This window comes from Streptomyces flavalbus (genome assembly GCF_042674625.1).
Classification (GTDB): domain Bacteria; phylum Actinomycetota; class Actinomycetes; order Streptomycetales; family Streptomycetaceae; genus Streptomyces; species Streptomyces flavalbus.
Genome location: NZ_JBHTEB010000001.1, coordinates 2,778,174 through 2,796,777, shown reverse-complemented (window position 1 = coordinate 2,796,777; position 18,604 = coordinate 2,778,174). Strand labels below are relative to the sequence as shown.

Annotated in this window: 14 protein-coding genes; 9 read left to right on the top strand and 5 right to left on the bottom strand. The window is 72.8% G+C overall.

From position 1 onward, the window contains the following. Positions 1–6 precede the first annotated feature (6 nt). Positions 7–789, top strand: coding sequence for a hypothetical protein (locus tag ACFQZ6_RS12445; protein WP_381607666.1), 783 nt, complete (start codon positions 7–9; stop codon positions 787–789). Between the two features lie 74 nt (positions 790–863). On the opposite strand, the gene ACFQZ6_RS12440 is transcribed toward ACFQZ6_RS12445, so the two are convergent. Beyond that, positions 864–4,181 carry a S8 family serine peptidase gene (locus tag ACFQZ6_RS12440; protein ID WP_381607664.1) on the bottom strand — a complete coding sequence of 1,106 codons (3,318 nt, stop codon included), beginning with the start codon at positions 4,179–4,181 and terminating at the stop codon, positions 864–866. Positions 4,182–4,426: 245 nt separating this feature from the next. On the opposite strand from ACFQZ6_RS12440, the gene ACFQZ6_RS12435 reads away from it, so the two are divergent. From ACFQZ6_RS12435 to ACFQZ6_RS12425, 3 genes are all read left to right on the top strand, one after another. Then, positions 4,427–4,876 (top strand): NUDIX hydrolase, encoded by a 450-nt coding sequence (locus ACFQZ6_RS12435; RefSeq protein WP_381607662.1) that lies wholly within the window; start codon positions 4,427–4,429, stop codon positions 4,874–4,876. A gap of 209 nt (positions 4,877–5,085) precedes the next feature. Next, positions 5,086–6,843, top strand: coding sequence for a TIGR03767 family metallophosphoesterase (locus ACFQZ6_RS12430; RefSeq protein WP_381607660.1), 1,758 nt, complete (start codon positions 5,086–5,088; stop codon positions 6,841–6,843). A 61-nt stretch (positions 6,844–6,904) separates the two neighbouring features. Then, on the top strand, positions 6,905–8,092 hold the full coding sequence (locus ACFQZ6_RS12425; protein ID WP_381607658.1) for a serine hydrolase domain-containing protein: 1,188 nt from the start codon (positions 6,905–6,907) through the stop codon (positions 8,090–8,092). A 95-nt stretch (positions 8,093–8,187) separates the two neighbouring features. Here ACFQZ6_RS12425 and ACFQZ6_RS12420 read toward each other — a convergent pair whose 3' ends face one another. Both ACFQZ6_RS12420 and pepN read right to left on the bottom strand, forming a co-directional pair. Beyond that, entirely contained in the window at positions 8,188–9,243 is a 1,056-nt protein-coding gene (locus tag ACFQZ6_RS12420) for a hypothetical protein (protein WP_381607656.1), read from the bottom strand. A gap of 246 nt (positions 9,244–9,489) precedes the next feature. Next, positions 9,490–12,069, bottom strand: coding sequence for an aminopeptidase N (gene pepN, locus ACFQZ6_RS12415; protein WP_381607653.1), 2,580 nt, complete (start codon positions 12,067–12,069; stop codon positions 9,490–9,492). A gap of 159 nt (positions 12,070–12,228) precedes the next feature. On the opposite strand from pepN, the gene ACFQZ6_RS12410 reads away from it, so the two are divergent. Beyond that, on the top strand, positions 12,229–12,867 hold the full coding sequence (locus tag ACFQZ6_RS12410; protein ID WP_381607651.1) for a mycothiol-dependent nitroreductase Rv2466c family protein: 639 nt from the start codon (positions 12,229–12,231) through the stop codon (positions 12,865–12,867). Positions 12,868–12,924: 57 nt separating this feature from the next. Further along, a complete protein-coding gene (locus tag ACFQZ6_RS12405; protein ID WP_381607649.1) occupies positions 12,925–13,533 on the top strand; it encodes a histidine phosphatase family protein in 609 nt (202 codons plus the stop codon). Positions 13,534–13,546: 13 nt separating this feature from the next. On the opposite strand, the gene ACFQZ6_RS12400 is transcribed toward ACFQZ6_RS12405, so the two are convergent. Beyond that, the gene (locus tag ACFQZ6_RS12400; protein ID WP_381607648.1) at positions 13,547–14,944 is read right to left on the bottom strand and encodes an amino acid permease; all 1,398 of its coding nucleotides are present in this window, start codon (positions 14,942–14,944) and stop codon (positions 13,547–13,549) included. A 283-nt stretch (positions 14,945–15,227) separates the two neighbouring features. Here ACFQZ6_RS12400 and ACFQZ6_RS12395 point away from each other — a divergent pair, with 283 nt between their 5' ends. The 3 genes from ACFQZ6_RS12395 (at position 15,228) to ACFQZ6_RS12385 (ending at position 17,306) form a co-directional block, all read left to right on the top strand. After that, positions 15,228–15,809, top strand: a complete 582-nt coding sequence (locus ACFQZ6_RS12395; protein WP_381607646.1) for a biotin transporter BioY — start codon at positions 15,228–15,230, stop codon at positions 15,807–15,809. Positions 15,810–15,949: 140 nt separating this feature from the next. Next, a complete protein-coding gene (locus tag ACFQZ6_RS12390; RefSeq protein ID WP_381607644.1) occupies positions 15,950–16,435 on the top strand; it encodes a ribose-5-phosphate isomerase in 486 nt (161 codons plus the stop codon). Between the two features lie 43 nt (positions 16,436–16,478). After that, positions 16,479–17,306 carry an Fpg/Nei family DNA glycosylase gene (locus ACFQZ6_RS12385; protein WP_381607642.1) on the top strand — a complete coding sequence of 276 codons (828 nt, stop codon included), beginning with the start codon at positions 16,479–16,481 and terminating at the stop codon, positions 17,304–17,306. Between the two features lie 7 nt (positions 17,307–17,313). On the opposite strand, the gene ACFQZ6_RS12380 is transcribed toward ACFQZ6_RS12385, so the two are convergent. Further along, positions 17,314–18,585: a GNAT family N-acetyltransferase gene (locus ACFQZ6_RS12380; RefSeq protein WP_381607640.1), complete on the bottom strand. Its 1,272-nt coding sequence runs from the start codon at positions 18,583–18,585 to the stop codon at positions 17,314–17,316. Positions 18,586–18,604 lie beyond the last annotated feature (19 nt).

Below are 18,604 nucleotides of genomic sequence, written 5' to 3'. Positions count from 1 at the left end.
TGTGACGTGTCCGTCGAACACGACGGCTACGACGGCTACGACGGCGGCGACCGCGGTCAGGACGGCCGCGCGGACCACGCGGCCCCGGACCCCCTGCTCGCCGTCATCACCGACGAGCCCCTGCCCGCCGACGCCGACGCCACCGCACGCGCCGAGTACCGGGCGGCGACGGCCGACGTGACGGCGCTGCGGGAGCAACTGCGGCTCATCGGCACGGCGCTCAGCGAGCCGGAGCCGGAACCCGTGGCACCGCCGCGACCGGTGGTCGTACGCTCCCGTCCCCGCCGCCGCCCCCTCACCCTCGCCCTGCGCGCCGCCGCCGTCCTCTGCGCCGCTACCGCCGTGTCGGGCCTGGCGTGGCTGGTGACCCAGACGTCGCCGGGAGGCTCCGACGACAGCGAGGCCGGTGCCGCCGTCTCGGACTCGCGGTCCGGCGCGAAGTCCGGGGCCGGGGACGAGTCCCTGTCCGCCGCCGGTTACCTGGCCTGCGCCCGGCTGGTCGTCGAGGGCACGGTCACCGAGGTGGAACCGGTCCCCGGCACCGGCAAGGACCGCGTCACCCTGCGCGTGACCGACTACCTCAAACCGGACGACGGCCCCGCGGAGACCGTCTTCACCATGGACGAGGCCGTGGACCCCCGTCTCCGCGAGGGCCAGCACGCGCTCGTCGGCATCCCCAGGGACGCCGCCGAGCCCGACGTCTGGGCCGTGACGGAGGAGGACATCGCCCGCCACCGCGCCTGGATCGCGGACGCGCTCCCCGAGTCCCGCACGATCGAGTGCGGCTGAAGGACGCGCGGAAGAGCGGAAGAAGGGCGGGCGCCCGAACCGGACGCCCGCCCCTGGGCCGAAACCCGCACGCGTTACGGCGTGACCTTCTCGATCCTCACGTTGCCCACGCCCGCGACCGTGCCGCGCGCGGTGAGCAGCCGGACCTGCCCGAAGAACTCCCGCCCGGCGGGGGCCTCCGCGGCGGCCGTGACCGTGCCGGTGACCGTCGCCGTGGCGCCCGTGGCCAGCTTCACCGGCGTCGACTCGTCGACGGAGACGGTGCCGAGGGCGGCGGAGTAGAAGACGTCCCGGTAGTCGTAGGCGGTGGAGCCGGACGGTACGCCGTAGCCGTACACCTCGACGGTGTAGGTACCGGCGGCCGGGTTGGCGATGGACACCGACTCCTCGGAGTCACCGTCGGCGCTCTGGCCGACCTCGTCGCCGTTGCCGTCGTAGACCGTCAGGTCCAGGTCGGCGGCGGCGTCGGAGACGTTGCCGATGGCGACGTCCAGGGAGGTGGCGCCCTCGGGCACCTCGACCGTGGTGGTCACGGTCTCGCGCTGCCCGATGGTCGGGCGCTCGTTCTTCGCGGAGCCCAGCGGGCCGCCCGCCAGCTTGCCGTCGATCGGGGCGGCCTGGTTGGTCACCGTCCAGGAGGCGGTGGCCGGGGTGCCGACCTTGACCTCGGGCACCGTCACCGTCGCCGGGTCGAAGACCGCGCCGAGGATGGTGACGTCGAGGGTGTACGGGTTGTCGAGCAGCGGCGACGTACGGCGCGACTCGACCTCGATCTCCCAGACGCCGGGCTGCGGGTCGGCGTACGAACGCACGTCGGGCTTGCAGCCGTTGCCGTCGAGGTAGTTGTTGTAGCAGTACGGCGTGGACGTGGTGTCGGCCGGGACGCCGTACGGGTGGATGGCGATGAACCGGGTCTGGCTCTTGCCCTTCAGCCCGCCGATCGCGACCTCAAGGGTCTTGGCGCCCTCGGGGACGGTCACGAAGTACGACGTGGTGCTGTTGCGCTGCACCGAGCCGGACGTGGAGTAGCTGAAGTCCAGCGGCTTGGACACCACGACGGTGTTGAGCACCTGCTTGTCGACGCCCTCGGTGCGCGGGTCGTCGACCTCCAGGATCGCGCTCTTCAGCCCGGCCGACCTCGGCGCGGCCTGCACCTTCACGGTCACCGGCTTGTTCAGCGGCAGCGCGACCACGTCGGAGCCGACGATCCGGAACGTGCCGCCCGCGTTGTTCGCCAGGCTCAGCTCGTGCCAGACCGGGCGGTCGGCGCCGGAGGTGCGGGTGATCGTGACGTCGTACGTCTTCTTCTGCCCGGCCTTCAGGCCGCCCTCGCGGTCGTAGATCCCGGTGCCGTAGCCCGGGGTCTTCAGGAACCCGTCGATGGCGGTGTCCACCGGCGCCTTCACCGTGTAGGCGTGCGCGGTGGCGCCGTCGAGGATGGCGTCCCAGGCGTCCTCGATGTCGATGAGGCCCGCCCCCTCCTCGTACGCCTGCACACCGGGGATGTGGTCGGCGGTGGAGGTCAGCGCGGTGCGCAGGTCGGCCGGGGTCAGCTCGATGCCCTTGCGCTTGGCCGCGGACAGCAGCAGCGCGGAGGCGCCGGTGGCCTGCGGGGAGGCCATCGAGGTGCCCTGGAGCATGGAGTAGCCGGGCGGCAGGCTGTAGCCCGCCTCGGCGACCGGGCCGCCGGGCAGCCAGGTCTGGGTGGTGTTGATCGCGGCGCCGGGCGCGGAGAGCGTCGGCGTGAAGCCGCCGTCCTCACGCGGACCGCGCGAGGAGAACGGCATCATGGCGTACTTCTTCTCCACCGCGGAGCCGTAGTTGGCGGCCCAGGTCTCCTTGGAGACGGTCGCGCCGACGGAGATCACCTTGTCCGCGAGGCCGGGGTCACCGATGGTGTTGGCACCGGGCCCGGAGTTGCCCGCGGAGATGACGAGCTGGACGCCGTACTCGTCGATGAGCCGGGTGTACAGCTCGGCGCGCGCGTTGTTGCCGTCGTTCAGCGCGGGCAGGCCGCCGATCGACATGTTGACGATGTCGACGCCGCGGTTGACGACGAGGTCGATCATGCCCTCGGTGAGCGCGACGTTGGTGCAGCCGCCGCTCCAGGTGCAGGCGCGCGAGGAGACCAGCTTGGCGCCGGGCGCGGCACCGTTCATCTCGCCGCCGAACAGGCCGTTCGCGGCGGTGATACCGGCGACGTGGGTGCCGTGCTCGGACTCGATGACACCGATGCTGACGTAGTCGGCCTTGGCGCCCGCGGCGTTGTAGACGACGTCCTTGCGGATCTCGACGACGAACGGGATCCGCTCGGCGATCGCGGTCGAGGGGTCGTCGGTCCCGAAGTAGCCGACCTGGAAGCCGTCCTTGTACGGCTTCATCGCGTCCTCGTCCGTGAAGTCGAGGTCGTCGTCGAGGTCGACGCGGACGGTGCCCGCGGCGGCGTCGTAGAGCACGCCCCAGACGTCGCTGGTGTCCCCGTCGCGGTTGAGGTCGCCCGCCATGTCGCCGCCGGTGGTGGCGGACTCGGCGAAGTACTGGAACTTGTAGGCGCCCTCGGGCGCCTTGAAGGTCTCCGTGCCGAACGCGGTGGTGGTGATGGAGAACGTCGGCCCGGCGACCGAGGTGGTCATCCGGCGCCAGGTGCCGTCGCTGTCCGCGACCGGGTCGGTGGCGGTCACCCAGTCGACGATCTTCCGCTCACCGGTCGTCGTCTTCTGGAGCGCGGGGTGGCCCAGGTCGACGCCGGAGTCGAGGATGCCGATGGTGATGCCGCGGCCGTCCGCCTTCGGGTGGTCCTCGACGAAGTCGACGGCGCCGGTCTCGAAGGAGGGGTTGTACGGGTTCTTCGCCGGGGTCTTCGCGCCCGGCGCGGGGTAGCTGCCCGCGGTCGGCGCCTTGGGGGCGCCCTTGCCCCGGTCACCGGCCGGGGTCGGGTCGTCGAGCGGGATCTCCTGCCGCAGGTCGATGCCGTGCACCGAGCGCAGCTTGGCCGCCGCCGCGATGGCCGCGTTCGCCGCGCCGGTGGGGACGGTGGCCCGGACGTAGCCGAGCTTGTCGTAGGTGCGGCCCACGAGGCCGCCCTTGACCGCGTCGAGCTGCTCGGCGACCTGCTCGGTCTCGCCGGGCGCGGTCGCGATCATCATCGTGACCGTCTTGTCTCCGTCGGCCTTGGCCTCGGCGAGCAGGTCGGCGTCGTCGGAACCGAGCTTGACGTGGGCCGACTTGAGCGCCGGGTCGGCGGCGGCGGGCGGTGCGTCGTCGGCTCCGGCGGCCAGGGCCATCGGTATCGGACCGGCCGCGCTGAGCGCGGCGACCAGACCCGCGGCGACGGCGACGCGGGCCACGCGTCTGGCGCCCGGTATGGGTTCCCGCTGGGGGGTGAGGGTCATCGGCATCCCTTGGAGGTAAAGGAGCGAGCGTGGTCGTCCGGAATGCGACCCCGGACGACCGCTCACCCTTACGCAAGGGATCGGGTTATGGGAGGAGTTGACCGAACCGAAACAGATCTATGGGGAAAACCCCCGGTGCGCTTTGGGCGGAGAGACGGTGAATAGCGGGAATCGCCCGCTTGCCTCGCGGTCACCGCCCACCCGGCGCGGTGCCGGGCCGCCGGCCAGACGCTAACGTCCGGGGCGTGCGCAAGACGTTGCGGGTGGCGGCCTACGCCATATGCGTCCGCCAGGGCCACCTTCTCCTCGCCCGCTCCCCGGCCGACGGCGGCGGCCACGAGTGGGTCCTGCCGGGCGGCGGCATGGAACACGGCGAGGACCCCTACGACACCGTCCGCCGCGAGGTCGCCGAGGAGACCGGCTACGACATCGAGGTCACCGGCATCCTCGGCGTGCACTCCCTGCGCCGCACCCTCCCCCGCCGCCGCCTCCGGTCCCCTCGGGACCACCACGGCGTCCGCCTCCTCTACGAGGCCCACGTCACCGGCGGCGAACTCCGCCCGGAGGTCGGCGGCTCCACGGACCTGGCGGCCTGGCACGACCTGGCCGACGTCCCCTCGCTGCGGCGGGTGGGGCTGGTCGACGTAGGGCTCGGGCTGTGGCGGGGAAGAGGGGGTTCCTACCCCCGTACATGAACCCTGAGTGACCGTCTCCCGACCCGTACGGGAGCACCCGCGAACGCGCGGACCCCGCCGAGATCCACGTCCGGCGATCGGCGTCGCGCGTTGCCGCCCCGTTCACGCGCGGGTCACCGCTGGTGCGAAGCATCCCGTACGAGCGGTCGGTGCGCGCGAGCGAGCCGCCGTGACCACTGCCGACGCGTTCGCACTCGGGGAGACCGCGCATGTCGCGCCTACGCTCTGTCGCCAACGGACCTGCCGTCAACGGACCCGCGGTCAACCGCCGTACCGTCCTCGCCGTCGCCGGAGCCATGTCCGTGTCCGCCGGGGCCGGATACGCCCTGCGGCCCACCGAGAGCGAGGCCGCGCCCGTCCAGGAGGCGCCCGTCGCCAGCTCCCGCCGGGCACCCGGCGCGCCCCTCGCCCCCTACACCCGCGGCACCACCCTCGCCACCGTCGCCACCCCGCGCGGCGGCCCCGGCTACCGGCGCCTCGGGGACGGCCCCGGCTGGGCACGCGTCGTCCGCCGCGACCTCGCCACGCCACGGAACGGCCGCGAGGACCGCCGTACCGCCCTCGCCGCCTTCGTCCAGCTCACCGACCTGCACCTGACGGACGTCCAGCACCCGATGCGCCTGGAGTACCTGCGCTCCCACGACCCGAGGGCGTGGCGGCCCCAGGAGGCGCTCACCGTGCAGGGCGCCGTCGCCCTCGTCGAACGGGTCAACGCCCTGCGCGGCGCCCCCGCCACCGGCGCGCCCCTGCACTTCGCCATCACCACCGGCGACAACACCGACAACAACGCCAAAACCGAGCTGGAGTGGTACCTCACCGTCATGAGCGGCGGACGCGTCACCCCCAGCTCGGGCGACGTACGCCACTACGAAGGCGTCCAGGACAGCGGCGTCGCGCAGTACTGGCAGCCCGACTCGCCCGTCCGCGACGCCGACAAGCGGCGCGGCTTCCCGCACCTCGACGGCTACCTCGCCGCCGCCACCCGCGAGGTGCTCAGCCCCGGCCTCAACCTCCCCTGGTACTCCACCGTCGGCAACCACGACGCCATGCCCCTGGGCTGCTTCGGCCACGGCGACCCCTACCTCGCCGAGTTCGCCGTGGGTGGCCGCAAGCTGATGAGCCTGCCCGCCGCCGAGGCGAAGAGGCTCCAGGACGCCCTCAAGGCCGCCGCGGACCCCCTGGGCCACGCCTTCCGCGACCTCTTGAAGACCCACGCCCGCGCCATGCGCGCGATCACCCCGGACGACCGCCGCGCCCCCTTCACGCCGGCCGAGTACGTACGCGCCCACCTCGACCCGGCCCACACCGGCATGGGCCCCGTCGGCCACGGCTACTCCACCGCCAACGCCGAGGCGGGCACCCAGTACTACAGCTTCCGCGTCGCGGACGACGTCATCGGCGTCAGCCTCGACACCACCGACCCCGGCGGCCACTACCAGGGCTCGATCGGCACCGCCCAGCTCCGCTGGCTGGAGCGCACCCTGCGGGAGAACGCCGACTCCCACGCCGTCGTCTTCAGCCACCACACCAGCACGACCATGGACAACACCCGCCCCGACCCGGCCCGTCCCACCGAGCACCGCCACGACGGCGCCGCCGTCCTCGCCGCCCTCGGCCGCCACCGCAACGTCCTGGCCTGGGTCAACGGCCACGTCCACCGCAACGCCATCACCCCGCACACGACGCCGGACGGCAACGCCTTCTGGGAGATCTCCACCGCCTCCCACGTCGACTTCCCCCAACTGGCCCGCGTGATCGAGATAGCCGACAACCGCGACGGCACCCTCTCCCTCTTCACCACCCTCATCGAGTCCGCGGCCCCCCACCGCACCGACTTCACCGACCTCTCCCAGACCGGTCTGGCCGCCCTCTATCGTGAGCTGTCCCTCAACCGCGCGGGCGACCGGACCGGCCTGGCGGGCGACCGGACCGACCGCAACACCGAACTGCTCCTCAAAAGGGGCTAATACTCACCCAACTGGCGTACACCGTGGCAACCCTCACCATCCCCGCCGGGTCTGGCAGCACATGACACCACCCACCTCACCCCGGACACACCGCGGCGCTTCCCGGCGTACGACCGTGACGGTGGCGACGACGGTCACCGCCCTGGCCGTCGCCCTCACCGGTACGGCCCTCGCCGGTCACGACAGCCACCACGCCACCCGGGAGGCGGTCGAGGCGGCCGTCAAGGACGGCGTCCCCGGCATCACCCTCACCGCCCGGGACACCCACGGCCGCTGGTCCACCACCGCCGGGGTCGGCGACCTGCGCACCGGCCAGCCCCGCACCCCCGCCGACCGCTACCGCGTCGGCAGCGTCACCAAGACCTTCGTCGCGACGGTGCTGCTCCAACTGGAGTCGGAGGGTCGCCTCTCCCTCGACGACACGGTGGACCGCTGGCTACCGGGCGCGGTCCGGGGCAACGGCAACGACGGCGGCGCCATCACCGTCCGCCACCTCCTCAACCACACCAGCGGCCTCTACGACTACACCAGCGATCCCGGCTTCGCCCGCGCCCACTTCACCGCCGACGGCTTCCTGGCCCACCGCCACGACACCCACACCCCGGCCGACCTCCTCGCGGTCGCCCTCCGCCACAGGCCGCTGTTCACGCCGGGCGACGGCTGGAGCTACAGCAACACGAACTACGTCGTCGCCGGGTCGGTCATCGAGGCGGTGACGGGCCGCCCGTACGGCGACGAGATCCGCGCGCGCATCATCCGCCCCCTCCACCTCACCTCGACATCGGTGCCGGGCACGCGCCCGGACGTCCCGGCGCCGAGCAGCCGCGCGTACAGCAAACTGTCGCCCACGTCGACGACGGGCCCGACCTACGACGTCACCCGCTTCAACCCCTCCATCGCGGGGGCGGCGGGCGAGATGATCTCCAACTCGACCGACCTGAACCGCTTCTACTCGGCCCTCCTGCGCGGCGCCCTGCTCCCCCCTGAGCAACTCAAGGAAATGAAGACCACGGTCCCGGCCCCCGACGCCGCCCCACCCACCAAGGAGCGCTACGGCCTCGGCCTCGCGTCCCGCCAACTGACCTGCGGCACCGTCGTCTGGGGCCACGGCGGCGGCATCTACGGCTCCCTGTCAGAGGCGGTCACGACAGCGGACGGCGGCCACACGCTCGCCTTCAACCTCAACGGCGACTGGACGGGCGCCACCGACGCGATCCTGGAGGCGGAGTTCTGCCCGGAGGGGCGTTAGCCGTTCCCTTGCCAGGCCGGTGCGAAGAGGGGCCGCCGTCAGAGAGCGGGCGGCCCCTCCTCTCCCCTCCTTGTGGTGGTGGTCGGGGGGTGTGGTTACCGGGGGAGTACCACCACGTACGCCGCCGGGTCGCGGTCCGCCGCGGCCATCAGGGCGGTGCGGACGATCGCCGCCTGTTGTTCCATCGCGTCGCGCAGCTTGCGGGGGGTGATGTGGACGACCGTGATGCCGAGCCGTTCCAGGTGCTCGCGCTTGCGGGCGTACTCCGTCCACTGGGCGTCCTCGTCCTGGCGCGGGGCGCGGGTGTCCAGCTCGATCGCGATGGCCTGGTCGGGCCAGTAGGCGTCGAGGCCGCCGAGGTGGGGGCCGCCGGGGAGGCGGAGGTCGACGTTCCAGACGGGGTCGGGAAGGCCGTACGCGCCGACCATGGCGTAGAGGCGGTCCTCGGCGATGGAGCGGCCCTCGGCGATGAGGATGTCCACGGCGTCCACGATGTGCGGTCGGTTCAGCAGTTTCGCCTGGGTCAGTTCGCGGACCACCGACGCCGGGTCGCAGTGGCCCGCCCGTACGGCCTCCGTCAGCAGGCGGCGCACGGCGTTGGCGTCCGTGAGGTCGGCCACCGCGTCCGCGAGGGCGCGGGGGACCGGGGCGACGGGGAGGCCGGTGACCGTCTCCGGCGCGGGCAGGGTCGCCGCGCGGATGACGCGGGCGCAGCCGGTCGTGCGCAGTCGGCGCAGGCGGGGGACGAGGACGTCGATGTGGTCGAGGGAGGACAGCGGGGGCGTGGCGGCGAAGCCGTGCAGGGTGAGGGCCGCCAGGCCCGTGATCATGGCGTCGGTGTACACGTGCCGGGGGGCAGTGGGCGCACCCGGTTGGGCGGGACCCGGCTGGGACGGGACGACCCCCGGCGTCGTCTCGCGGGTCGCGTACAGCAGGACCGCGTGCAGGCGCTCCTCGCTGGTCGGCGGGCCGGGGTGGAGGAGGTGGACGCCGGGGAGGAGTTGCTGCCAGGGGCCGCCGGGGCGGCAGCGCGCGGTGATGTCGGCGGGGGACAGGCCCTGGGCGCGCAGTTGTGCCGTGCGCACCACGCGGCGGCGGACGTCGGCGAGGTCGTGCAGGGGGCGGGGCGAGAGCGGGGTGTTGTGGGTCATGGTCCGGGGGTTTCCGCGTCTGGTCCCACCCTTAACCGCTGTTACACGCCTGTCGGAGAACCCGGACAACCCCGTACTAAAGGACGGGTGTTCGGATGCCGAAAACCCCTGGTCCGTTCGGGAGTGGACCAGGGGTTACGGCTCTTACTGCCTGAATTTCGTAACGGTCACCGGGGGCCGAAGCTCAGGCCAACGGTCAATCTCCGTCCGGCCGTTCACCCCGCCGCCGTCGCCTTCACGACGCCGTCACCGCGCCGTCGCGTCGCACTCCTGGCCCCGCAGACCGCGCGCCAGGTCGTCCCGCGCCTCAAGGACCAGTCGGCGCAGCGCCGGTGCCGCGTTCTCGTGGGCCGTCAGCCAGGCGTCCGTCGCGGCCAGGATCGCCTGACCGTCCTGCGGGTACGCCGGGAACAGGCCGCTGACGATGTGCATCGCGATCTGGATCGAGCGGTCCTCCCACACACGCTCCAGGATCTCGAAGTACCGGTCCGCGTAAGGCGCCAGCAGTTCCCGCTGCGTCGGCTGGGCGAAGCCCGCGATCGTCGCCTCCACCAGGGCGTTGGACAGCGCGTCGGACTCCACCACCTGCGCCCACGCCTGCGCCTTCACCGCGGCCGAGGGGCGCGCGGCCAGGCAGCGGACCTGGTGGCGCTTGCCGGAGGCGGTGTCGTCGCGGGCCAGTTCGGCGGCCAGCGTCGACTCGTCGGCGGCGCCGTGCGCGGTCAGGGGTTCCAGGAACGACCAGCGCAGCTCCTGGTCCACCTCCAGGCCGTCGATCTTCTCCGTGCCGTCCAGCAGCGCCCCCAGGAGCCGGAGGTCCGCCTCCGTCGACGCCGTCGTGGCGAAGAAGCGGGCCCACGCCAGTTGGTGCTCGCTGCCCGGCTCGGCCGCCCGCAGCTCGCGCAGGGCGCCCTCGGCGAGCAGCGGGGCGCCGACCGGACGCCACTCGGGGGCCGCGTAGTGCGTCAGCGCCGAGCTGGCCCAGGCGTGCAGCATCTGCAGGACGCCGATGTCGGACTCGCGGCCCGCGTAGCGCAGCACCAGGTCGATGAAGTCACGGGCCGGGAGCAGCGCGTCCCGCGTCATGTTCCACAGCGCCGACCAGCACAGCGCGCGGGCGAGCGGGTCGGTCACCGAGCCGAGGTGGCCCCGCAGCGTGGCGAGGGAGGTCTCGTCGAAGCGGATCTTGCAGTAGGTGAGGTCGTCGTCGTTGACCAGCACCAGGTCGGGGGCGTCGGCGCCCGTCAGTGCCGGTACGAGGGTGCGCGGGCCGTCGACGTCCACCTCCGTGCGCGCGTACCGCTGAAGCGTCCCGTCCTCCGACGCCCGGTACAGGCCCACCGCCACCCGGTGCGGGCGCAGCTCCGGATGGGACTCGGCCGCCTCCTGGATGACGGCGAGTTCGTCGACGCGGCCGTCCGCGGCCAGCAGGACCTGCGGGGTGAGGGAGTTGACGCCCGCCGTCTGGAGCCAGGAGCGGGCCCAGGCCGACATGTCCCGCCCACTGGTCTCCTCCAGCACCGACAGCAGGTCACCGAGGCGCGTGTTGCCGTACGCGTGCCGCTTGAAGTAGCGGCGGGCGCCCTCCAGGAACGCGTCCTGACCGACGTACGCCACGAGCTGCTTGAGCACGGAGGCGCCCTTGGCGTACGTGATGCCGTCGAAGTTGAGCTTGGCGTCCTGGAGGTCGCGGATGTCGGCGGTGATGGGGTGGGTGGAGGGGAGCTGGTCGGCGCGGTACGCCCAGGCCTTGCGGCGGTTGGCGAAGGTGATCCAGGCGTCCTTGAAGCGGGTGGCGCCGACGTTGGCGAAGGCGCCCATGAAGTCGGCGAAGGACTCCTTGAGCCACAGGTCGTCCCACCACTCCATGGTGACGAGGTCGCCGAACCACATGTGCGCCATCTCGTGGAGGAGGGTGTTGGCGCGGCCCTGGTAGGAGGCCTGGGTCACCTTGCCGCGGAAGATGTACTCCTCGCGGAAGGTGACCATGCCCGGGTTCTCCATCGCGCCGAGGTTGTACTCGGGCACGAACGCCTGGTCGTACTTCCCGAAGGGGTACGGGTAGTCGAAGTGGTCGTGGAAGAAGTCCAGGCCCTGCTTGGTGACGAGGAACACGTCGTCGGCGTCGAAGTGGGGGGCCAGGCCCTTGCGGCACATCGCGCCGAGCGGGATGTCGAGGCGGGTGCCGTCCTCGAACTCGCGCGTGTAGGTGTCCGTGACGTAGTGGTACGGGCCCGCGACCACGCAGGTGATGTACGTCGAGATCGGCTTCGTCTCCGCGAAGCGCCAGACGCCGTCCGCGCGCTGGCCCGCGCCGTTGCTCCACACCGTCCACTCCTGGGGCGCCCGCACCTCGAAGCGGAACGGCGCCTTCAGGTCGGGCTGCTCGAAGTTGGCGAAGACGCGGCGGGAGTCGGCCGGTTCGTACTGGGTGTAGAGGTAGACCTCGCCGTCCTCGGGGTCGACGAAGCGGTGCAGGCCCTCACCGGTGCGGGAGTAGGCGCACTGGGCGTTGACGGTGAGTTCGTTGTCGGCGGCCAGGTCCTCCAGGAGCACGCGGGAGCCGTCGAAGACCTCGGCGGGGTCCAGGTCACGGCCGTTGAGGGAGACGGCGGTGACGCTCGGCGCGATCAGGTCCGCGAAGCTGGACGCGCCCGGTTCGGCGCAGCGGAAGCGGATCGTCGTGACGGAGCGGAAGGTGCGCGGACCGTCGCCGTCGTGGTCACCGACCGCCGAGCGCACGTCGAGGGACACCTCGTACCCGTCGACGGACAGCAGTGCGGCCCGCTCCCGGGCCTCGTCGCGGGACAGATTCTCACCGGGCACGGACGGTACTCCCTCAGGTGGTGTTCAACATGCGGACAGCGTTGATCCTGCCATGCGCCACGGACACCGGTCAGTCGGGAATGGCGACGGCGACGTGCGGCGTTCCCCGCAAGGACCTTTCCGTACCCAGTCAGTACTGCTTCCCCTCCGAGGAGAGACATGTCGGACAAGACCCCCGTCGACTTCTGGTTTGACCCGTCGTGCCCGTGGGCGTGGATGACGTCCCGCTGGGTGCTGGAGGTGGAGAAGGTCCGTGACATCGAGGTGCGCTGGCACCTGATGAGCCTCGGCGTCCTCAACGAGGACAAGCTCGACGAACTGCCCGAGGACTACCGCGAGTGGCTCGTCAACAAGGCGTGGGGGCCCGTACGGGTCGTCATCGCGGCCCAGCAGGAGCACGGCGACGAGGTCCTCGGTGACCTCTACACCGCCCTCGGCACCCGCATCCACAACCAGGGCGAGGGCCCGGAGAAGGAGACGGTCGCCGCCGCCCTCAAGGACGTCGGCCTGCCGGACTCCCTGATGGACCACTGGGACGCCACCCCCTACGAGGCCGAACTGCGCGCCTCCCACAAGGAGGGCATCGAGAAGGTCGGCCAGGACGTCGGCACTCCCGTCATCGCCGTCCCCGGCGCCGACGGCCAGCAGATCGCCTTCTTCGGGCCCGTCGTCACCCCCGCCCCGAAGGGCGAGGAGGCGGCCAAGCTGTGGGACGGCACCCTGATGGTCGCCTCGATCCCCGGCTTCTACGAGATCAAGCGGACGCGGACCAAGGGGCCGGACTTCAGCAACCTCTGAGACACGGCCGCCGTCGTGTCGCCGCCCGTGCCGTCGTAGCCGCGATACTGCGGAGCCATGAGTACGACCCTCCTGCTGGCCCGGCACGGGCAGTCCGTCTGGCACGCCGAGAACCGCTACGCCGGGGTCAGCGACATCCCGCTCACCGACACCGGGCGCGCCCAGGCGGAGGCGCTCGGGCGGTGGGCGGCGGCGCACGCGGTGGACGCCGTGTGGACGTCGCCGCTGTCCCGGGCGGTGGCGACGGCCGAGCCCGCCTGCCGGGCGCTCGGTGTCGCCGCGCACCGGGACGCCGGGCTGCGGGAGTGCGACTTCGGGGTGGCGGAGGGCCGTACGCTCGCGGAGTTCGCGGCGGAGGAGCCGGAGCGGGCGGCGGCCTACCGGGTCGATCCGGTGGCGCACCCCTTCCCCGCCGCCGAGGACCCGCGGGCCGCCGCCAACCGGGGCGTGGAGGCGTTGCAGCGCATCACCGGCGCGCACCCCGGGGCGCGCGTCCTGGTCGTCGCGCACAACAGCCTGCTGCGGCTGGCGCTCTGCTCACTGCTCTCCGTCCCGCTGCGCGAGTACCGCCGGGTCTTCCCGGCGTTGCGGGGCGGGGCGGTGAGCGAGCTGGCCATGGACGGCGGCACGGCCGGGCTGCTCAGCCTGAACGTGCCGTGCGGCTGAGCGGCCCGGGGCGTCAGCCCTCCGTGGCCGTCCGGCTCCGCTGCCAGGCGTAGCCGACCGCCGCCAGCACCAGCGTCATCGCGCCCGTCGAGTAGAGCTGCACGCGGGTGTCGGGCTCGCGGGCCATCAGGACGAAGATGGCGGCCATCCCCGCCAGCGACACCCACGTCAGCGCCGGGAACGCCCACATCCGCACCGTCAGCCGCTCGGGCGTCTCGCGCTCCAGGCGGCGGCGGAGCCGCAGTTGGGAGACGGCGATGAAGATCCAGACGACCAGGATCACCGCGCCGATCATGTTCAGCAGCCAGGCGAAGACGTCGTCCGGCCGCCAGTAGCTGAGGACGACGCAGAGGAAGCCGAAGACGCAGGAGGCGAGGACGGCGATCCTCGGGACGCCGCCGGAGACCCGGCCCAGCGCCTTCGGGCCCTGCTCGCGCCGCACCAGCGAGTAGGCGATGCGGGAGGCGCCGTAGATGTTGGCGTTCATCGCGCTCAGCAGGGCGACCAGCACGACCACGTTCATGAGCTGACCGGCGCCGGGGATGCCGATGTGGTCGAGGGCGGCCACGTACGGGCCCTTCTCCGCGACGTCCGGGGAGTCCCAGGGGACGAGGGTGACGACGACCGCCATCGAGCCGATGTAGAACAGCGCGATGCGCCACATCGCCGTGCGGACGGCGCTGGCGACGCCCTTGACCGGGTCCTCCGACTCGGCCGCCGCGATGGTGACCGTCTCCAGGCCGCCGTAGGCGAAGACGGAGGCGAGCAGGCCGATGACGAGGCCCTCGCTGCCGTGGGGCAGGAAGTCGGTGAGGTTGCTCGCGCCGGGGGAGTCGGTGCCGGGCAGGACGCCCGCGATGGCGAGGCCGCCGAGGACCAGGAAGAGGCTGATCGCGCCGACCTTCAGCGCCGCGAACCAGAACTCGAACTCGCCGAAGTTCTTCACGGCGGCGAGGTTCGTGCCGCAGAACACCAGCATGAACAGCGCCACCCACGCCCACTCGGGCGTGCCCGGCAGCCAGCCGCTGACGATCTTCGCGGCGCCGATGCCCTCCAGGCCGACCGCCGTGCACAGCAGCACCCAGAACGACCAGCCCGCGGTGAAGCCCGCCCAGGGCCCGATCGCCCGCTCGGCGTGCGCGGAGAACGAACCCGACGACGGATACGCCGCCGACATCTCGCCCAGCATCCGCATCACCAGCATCACCAGCAGGCCGGAGACGGCGTAGGCGACGACGATCGACGGACCGGCGGCGGCGATACCGGCGCCGGAGCCGACGAACAGACCGGCGCCGATGACACCGCCGAGGGCGATCATCGACAGGTGGCGCTGCTTCAGGCCGTGGGAGAGGGAGGGTTCCGCGAGGGGAGGAGACTCGTCGTGAGCCTCGGTGGGGGTGGTGCGGGACATGCGCGGCTCGTCCAGTACGTGAGTCGGTGCGATAGCAAAAACGTCCACAGTGTCAGCGGATAAAGGCCACGTAGACAGTTGGCGACCACCATACGGACGTTTGCACGACGGAGGGTAGGACGCCCGTCACGTCGGTCACGCCGGGGCCCTGTCACCGGCGTTCTTTGTGTGAAGCGCACCAAGCCGCCGTTCCAGCCTTTGTCGAGCGGTGATGGTGATCGCCGCGAGGGCGCCGTTATAGCGTCACGGTGTCCCGAGTGTCCCTCACCTCCGCGGAGTCCCCATGAGCACCGCCGCCGTCCCCGTCCGCGCTGGACAGGTCCTCGCCGACCTGATCCCCGCCTCCCGCGTCCGTGACGTCGCGCTCGTCGTCGGCGGCGCCGCGCTCACCGGCGTCGCCGCGCAGCTCGCCGTCCCGGTGCCCGGCTCCCCGGTGCCGGTGACCGGCCAGACCTTCGCCGCGCTGCTCGTCGGCACCGCCCTCGGCGCCGGGCGCGGCTTCCTCTCCCTCGCGCTGTACGCGCTGGTGGGCATGGCGGGCGTGCCGTGGTTCGCGGAGGGCGGCTCCGGTGCCGCCGCGCCGTCCTTCGGCTACGTCCTCGGCATGGTCCTGGCGTCCACCGTCGTCGGCGCCCTCGCCCGGCGCGGCGCCGACCGCTCCATGCCGCGGATGGCCGGGGCGATGCTCCTCGGCGAGGCGATCATCTACGCCGTCGGCGTGCCCTACCTCGCCCTCGCCACCGGCATGAGCGCCTCCGCCGCCATCGCCGCGGGCCTCACGCCCTTCCTGCTCGGGGACGCCCTGAAGGCGGCCCTGGCGATGGGCGCCCTGCCGACGGCCTGGAAGCTCGCCGACAAGCGCTGACGCGGGCGGCCGGGGTGCGTGCGAGCGCCCCGGCCCCTCCCCGCCGTCCCGGCCCCTCCCCGCCGTCCCGGCCCCACCGTGCCGTGGCCCCGCGAGCCCCGGCGCTGCCGACCGGAAACCCGCGTGTCACACTCGTTGCCATGCGCGTGTATCTCGGCTCCGACCATGCGGGCTACGAACTCAAGAACCACCTCGTCGACTGGCTGAAGGCGGCGGGGCACGAGCCCGTCGACTGCGGGCCGCACATCTACGACGCCCAGGACGACTACCCGCCGTTCTGCCTGCGGGCCGCCGAGCGCACCGCGGCCGACGGCGACGCCCTCGGCATCGTCATCGGCGGCTCCGGCAACGGCGAGCAGATCGCCGCCAACAAGGTCAAGGGCGTCCGCGCGGCCCTGGCCTGGAGCGAGGAGACGGCGGCGCTGGGCCGCCAGCACAACAACGCCAACGTCGTCGCGGTCGGCGCCCGGATGCACACCCAGGACGAGGCGACGAAGTTCGTCGAGACGTTCCTGAACACCCCGTTCTCCGGCGACGAGCGGCACCAGCGCCGCATCGACATGCTCGCCGCCTACGAGACCACCGGCGACCTCCCGCCGATCCCGCCCCACCACCCCCAGCAGTAAGCGGGGGAGGCAAGGGCGGGACGGACGAGGGAGGGAACGACCCGTGCCAGAGGGGCACACGATCCACCGGCTGGCCCAGGACTACGCCGCCCGCTTCGCCACGGGCGGCCCGGTCCGGGTCAGCAGCCCCCAGGGCAAGTTCTCCGACGCCGCCGCCCTGCTCGACGGCGCGCCGCTGACCGGCACCGAAGCCCACGGCAAGCACCTCTTCCTGGGCTTCGCCGGGTCCCCGGGCTCCGCGGAGTCCTGGGTCCACATCCACCTCGGCCTGTTCGGCAAGGTCACCTTCGGCCCCGCCCCGGCGCCGCCGCCCACGGACACCGTCCGGCTGCGGCTCGCCGACACCGCCTCGTACGTCGACCTGCGCGGGCCGACGACGTGCGCCCTGATCACCGACGCCGAGAAGGACGCGATCCACGCCCGCCTCGGCCCCGACCCGCTGCGCCCGGACGCCGACCCGGCGCTCGCATACGCCCGGGTCCGCCGCAGCCGTACGACGATCGCCGCGCTGCTGATGGACCAGAAGGTCATCGCGGGCGTCGGGAACGTCTACCGCGCCGAGGTCCTCTTCCGGCACGGCATCGACCCGTACCGCGCGGGGCGGGACATCACGCCCGGCCAGTGGGACGCGATCTGGGCGGACCTGGTCGCGCTGATGCGGGAGGGCGTGCGCGACAACCGCATCGACACCGTCCGCCCGGAGCACACCCCGGAGGCGATGGGCCGACCGCCGCGCGTCGACGACCACGGCGGCGAGGTCTACGTCTACCGCCGGGCCACCCAGCCCTGCCACGTCTGCGGCGCCGAGATCCGCACCGCCGACCTCGCCGCCCGCAACCTCTTCTGGTGCCCGGGGTGCCAGGGCGGCTGACGGCCGGTCAGAAGCCGTGCGGCAGCCACGGCGCCACCGCCGACCCGAACGCCACCGCCGCCTCCGCCAGCGCCCCCTGCCGCAGCTCCCGCACCCGCCCGGCCGCCGCCAGCGAGGCCAGGCCCACCCCGCCGAGGTAGGCCGCGCCCAGCTCCCGCTCCGTCAGCGCGAGGTCGGCGGGGTCGGTGGTGCGGGCGCAGGTCGCGCCCTTGGCGTCGCCGGACAGCCGCCAACGGCCCGTGTTCCACGGGCAGAAGGCGTCCTCCACGTCGAACACCACGTCCACCGGCGCCTGGTACGTCCGCGCCTCCAGCGCCGCGCCGACGTCCACCACCCGCACGTACAGGGAGTCCCTCAGCCGCGGCTGGCACCGCCGGATGTCGGTCACCTGGTGCTGCCAGGCGTCGTCCACCGGACGGGACCGCACCACCACCGTCGCCGTCAGGTCCAGGCCGAACAGGAACCGCCACAGCGCCGCCTCCGTCGCCTGGTCGGCACCGGCCAGCTCGGACAGCAGCACCGTGCCGTTGTGCCCGGACGGCTCCCAGCCCGGCCGCACCCGGTAGCGCGCGTACCCGGTGACCTCACCGCCGCGCTCCGCCACCACGCACTGCAACGGCGACGCCCCGCCGCGCTCGCTCTCCGGGTCCAGCACCCCGAGCCGCTCCCAGTGCGGCTCCCTGGCCAGCATCCCCGGACGCTCCGGCACCAGCCGCGCGTACACCGCCTCACACGCGTCGAGTACGTCGGCGTGGTCGGCGTACCGCAGACTCACGTCATCCGTGCCGGGCGGCACGGACAGCCCCACCCGGGCGGTGTCGATCTCGGCGCCGAGGGAGAACGTGCCCGCGGCGTAGCCGAACCGGCCGTAGATGGCGGGCTCGGAGGCGGTGAGCACCGCCAGCGGCTCGCCCCAGGCGCGCACGTCGTCCAACTGCCGCCGCATCATCGACGTCAGCAGGCCGCGGCGCCGGTGCGTCCCGGCGACGCTCACCATCGTCACGCCCGCCACCGGCACCGACGCGCCGCCCGGCACCGTCAGCCGGAACCGGAAGGCGCTCGTCGTACCGACGCACGAGGCCCCGTCCCAGACGCCGATCGACCGGTCGAACTGGGTGATGTCCCGCCACAGCGCCCGCTCCTCCGGCGCCTCCGGGACCCCGCCGAAGGCCCGGATCAGGTTGTCGTACCAGTTGTCCCATTCGTCCTGTTCAAGGGTGCGCAGGACCGTCCGTCCGGTCCGATCGGGGCCGGAGGGCGTCGCGAAGTTGGCTGCCATGCACCCATGCCTACCAGCG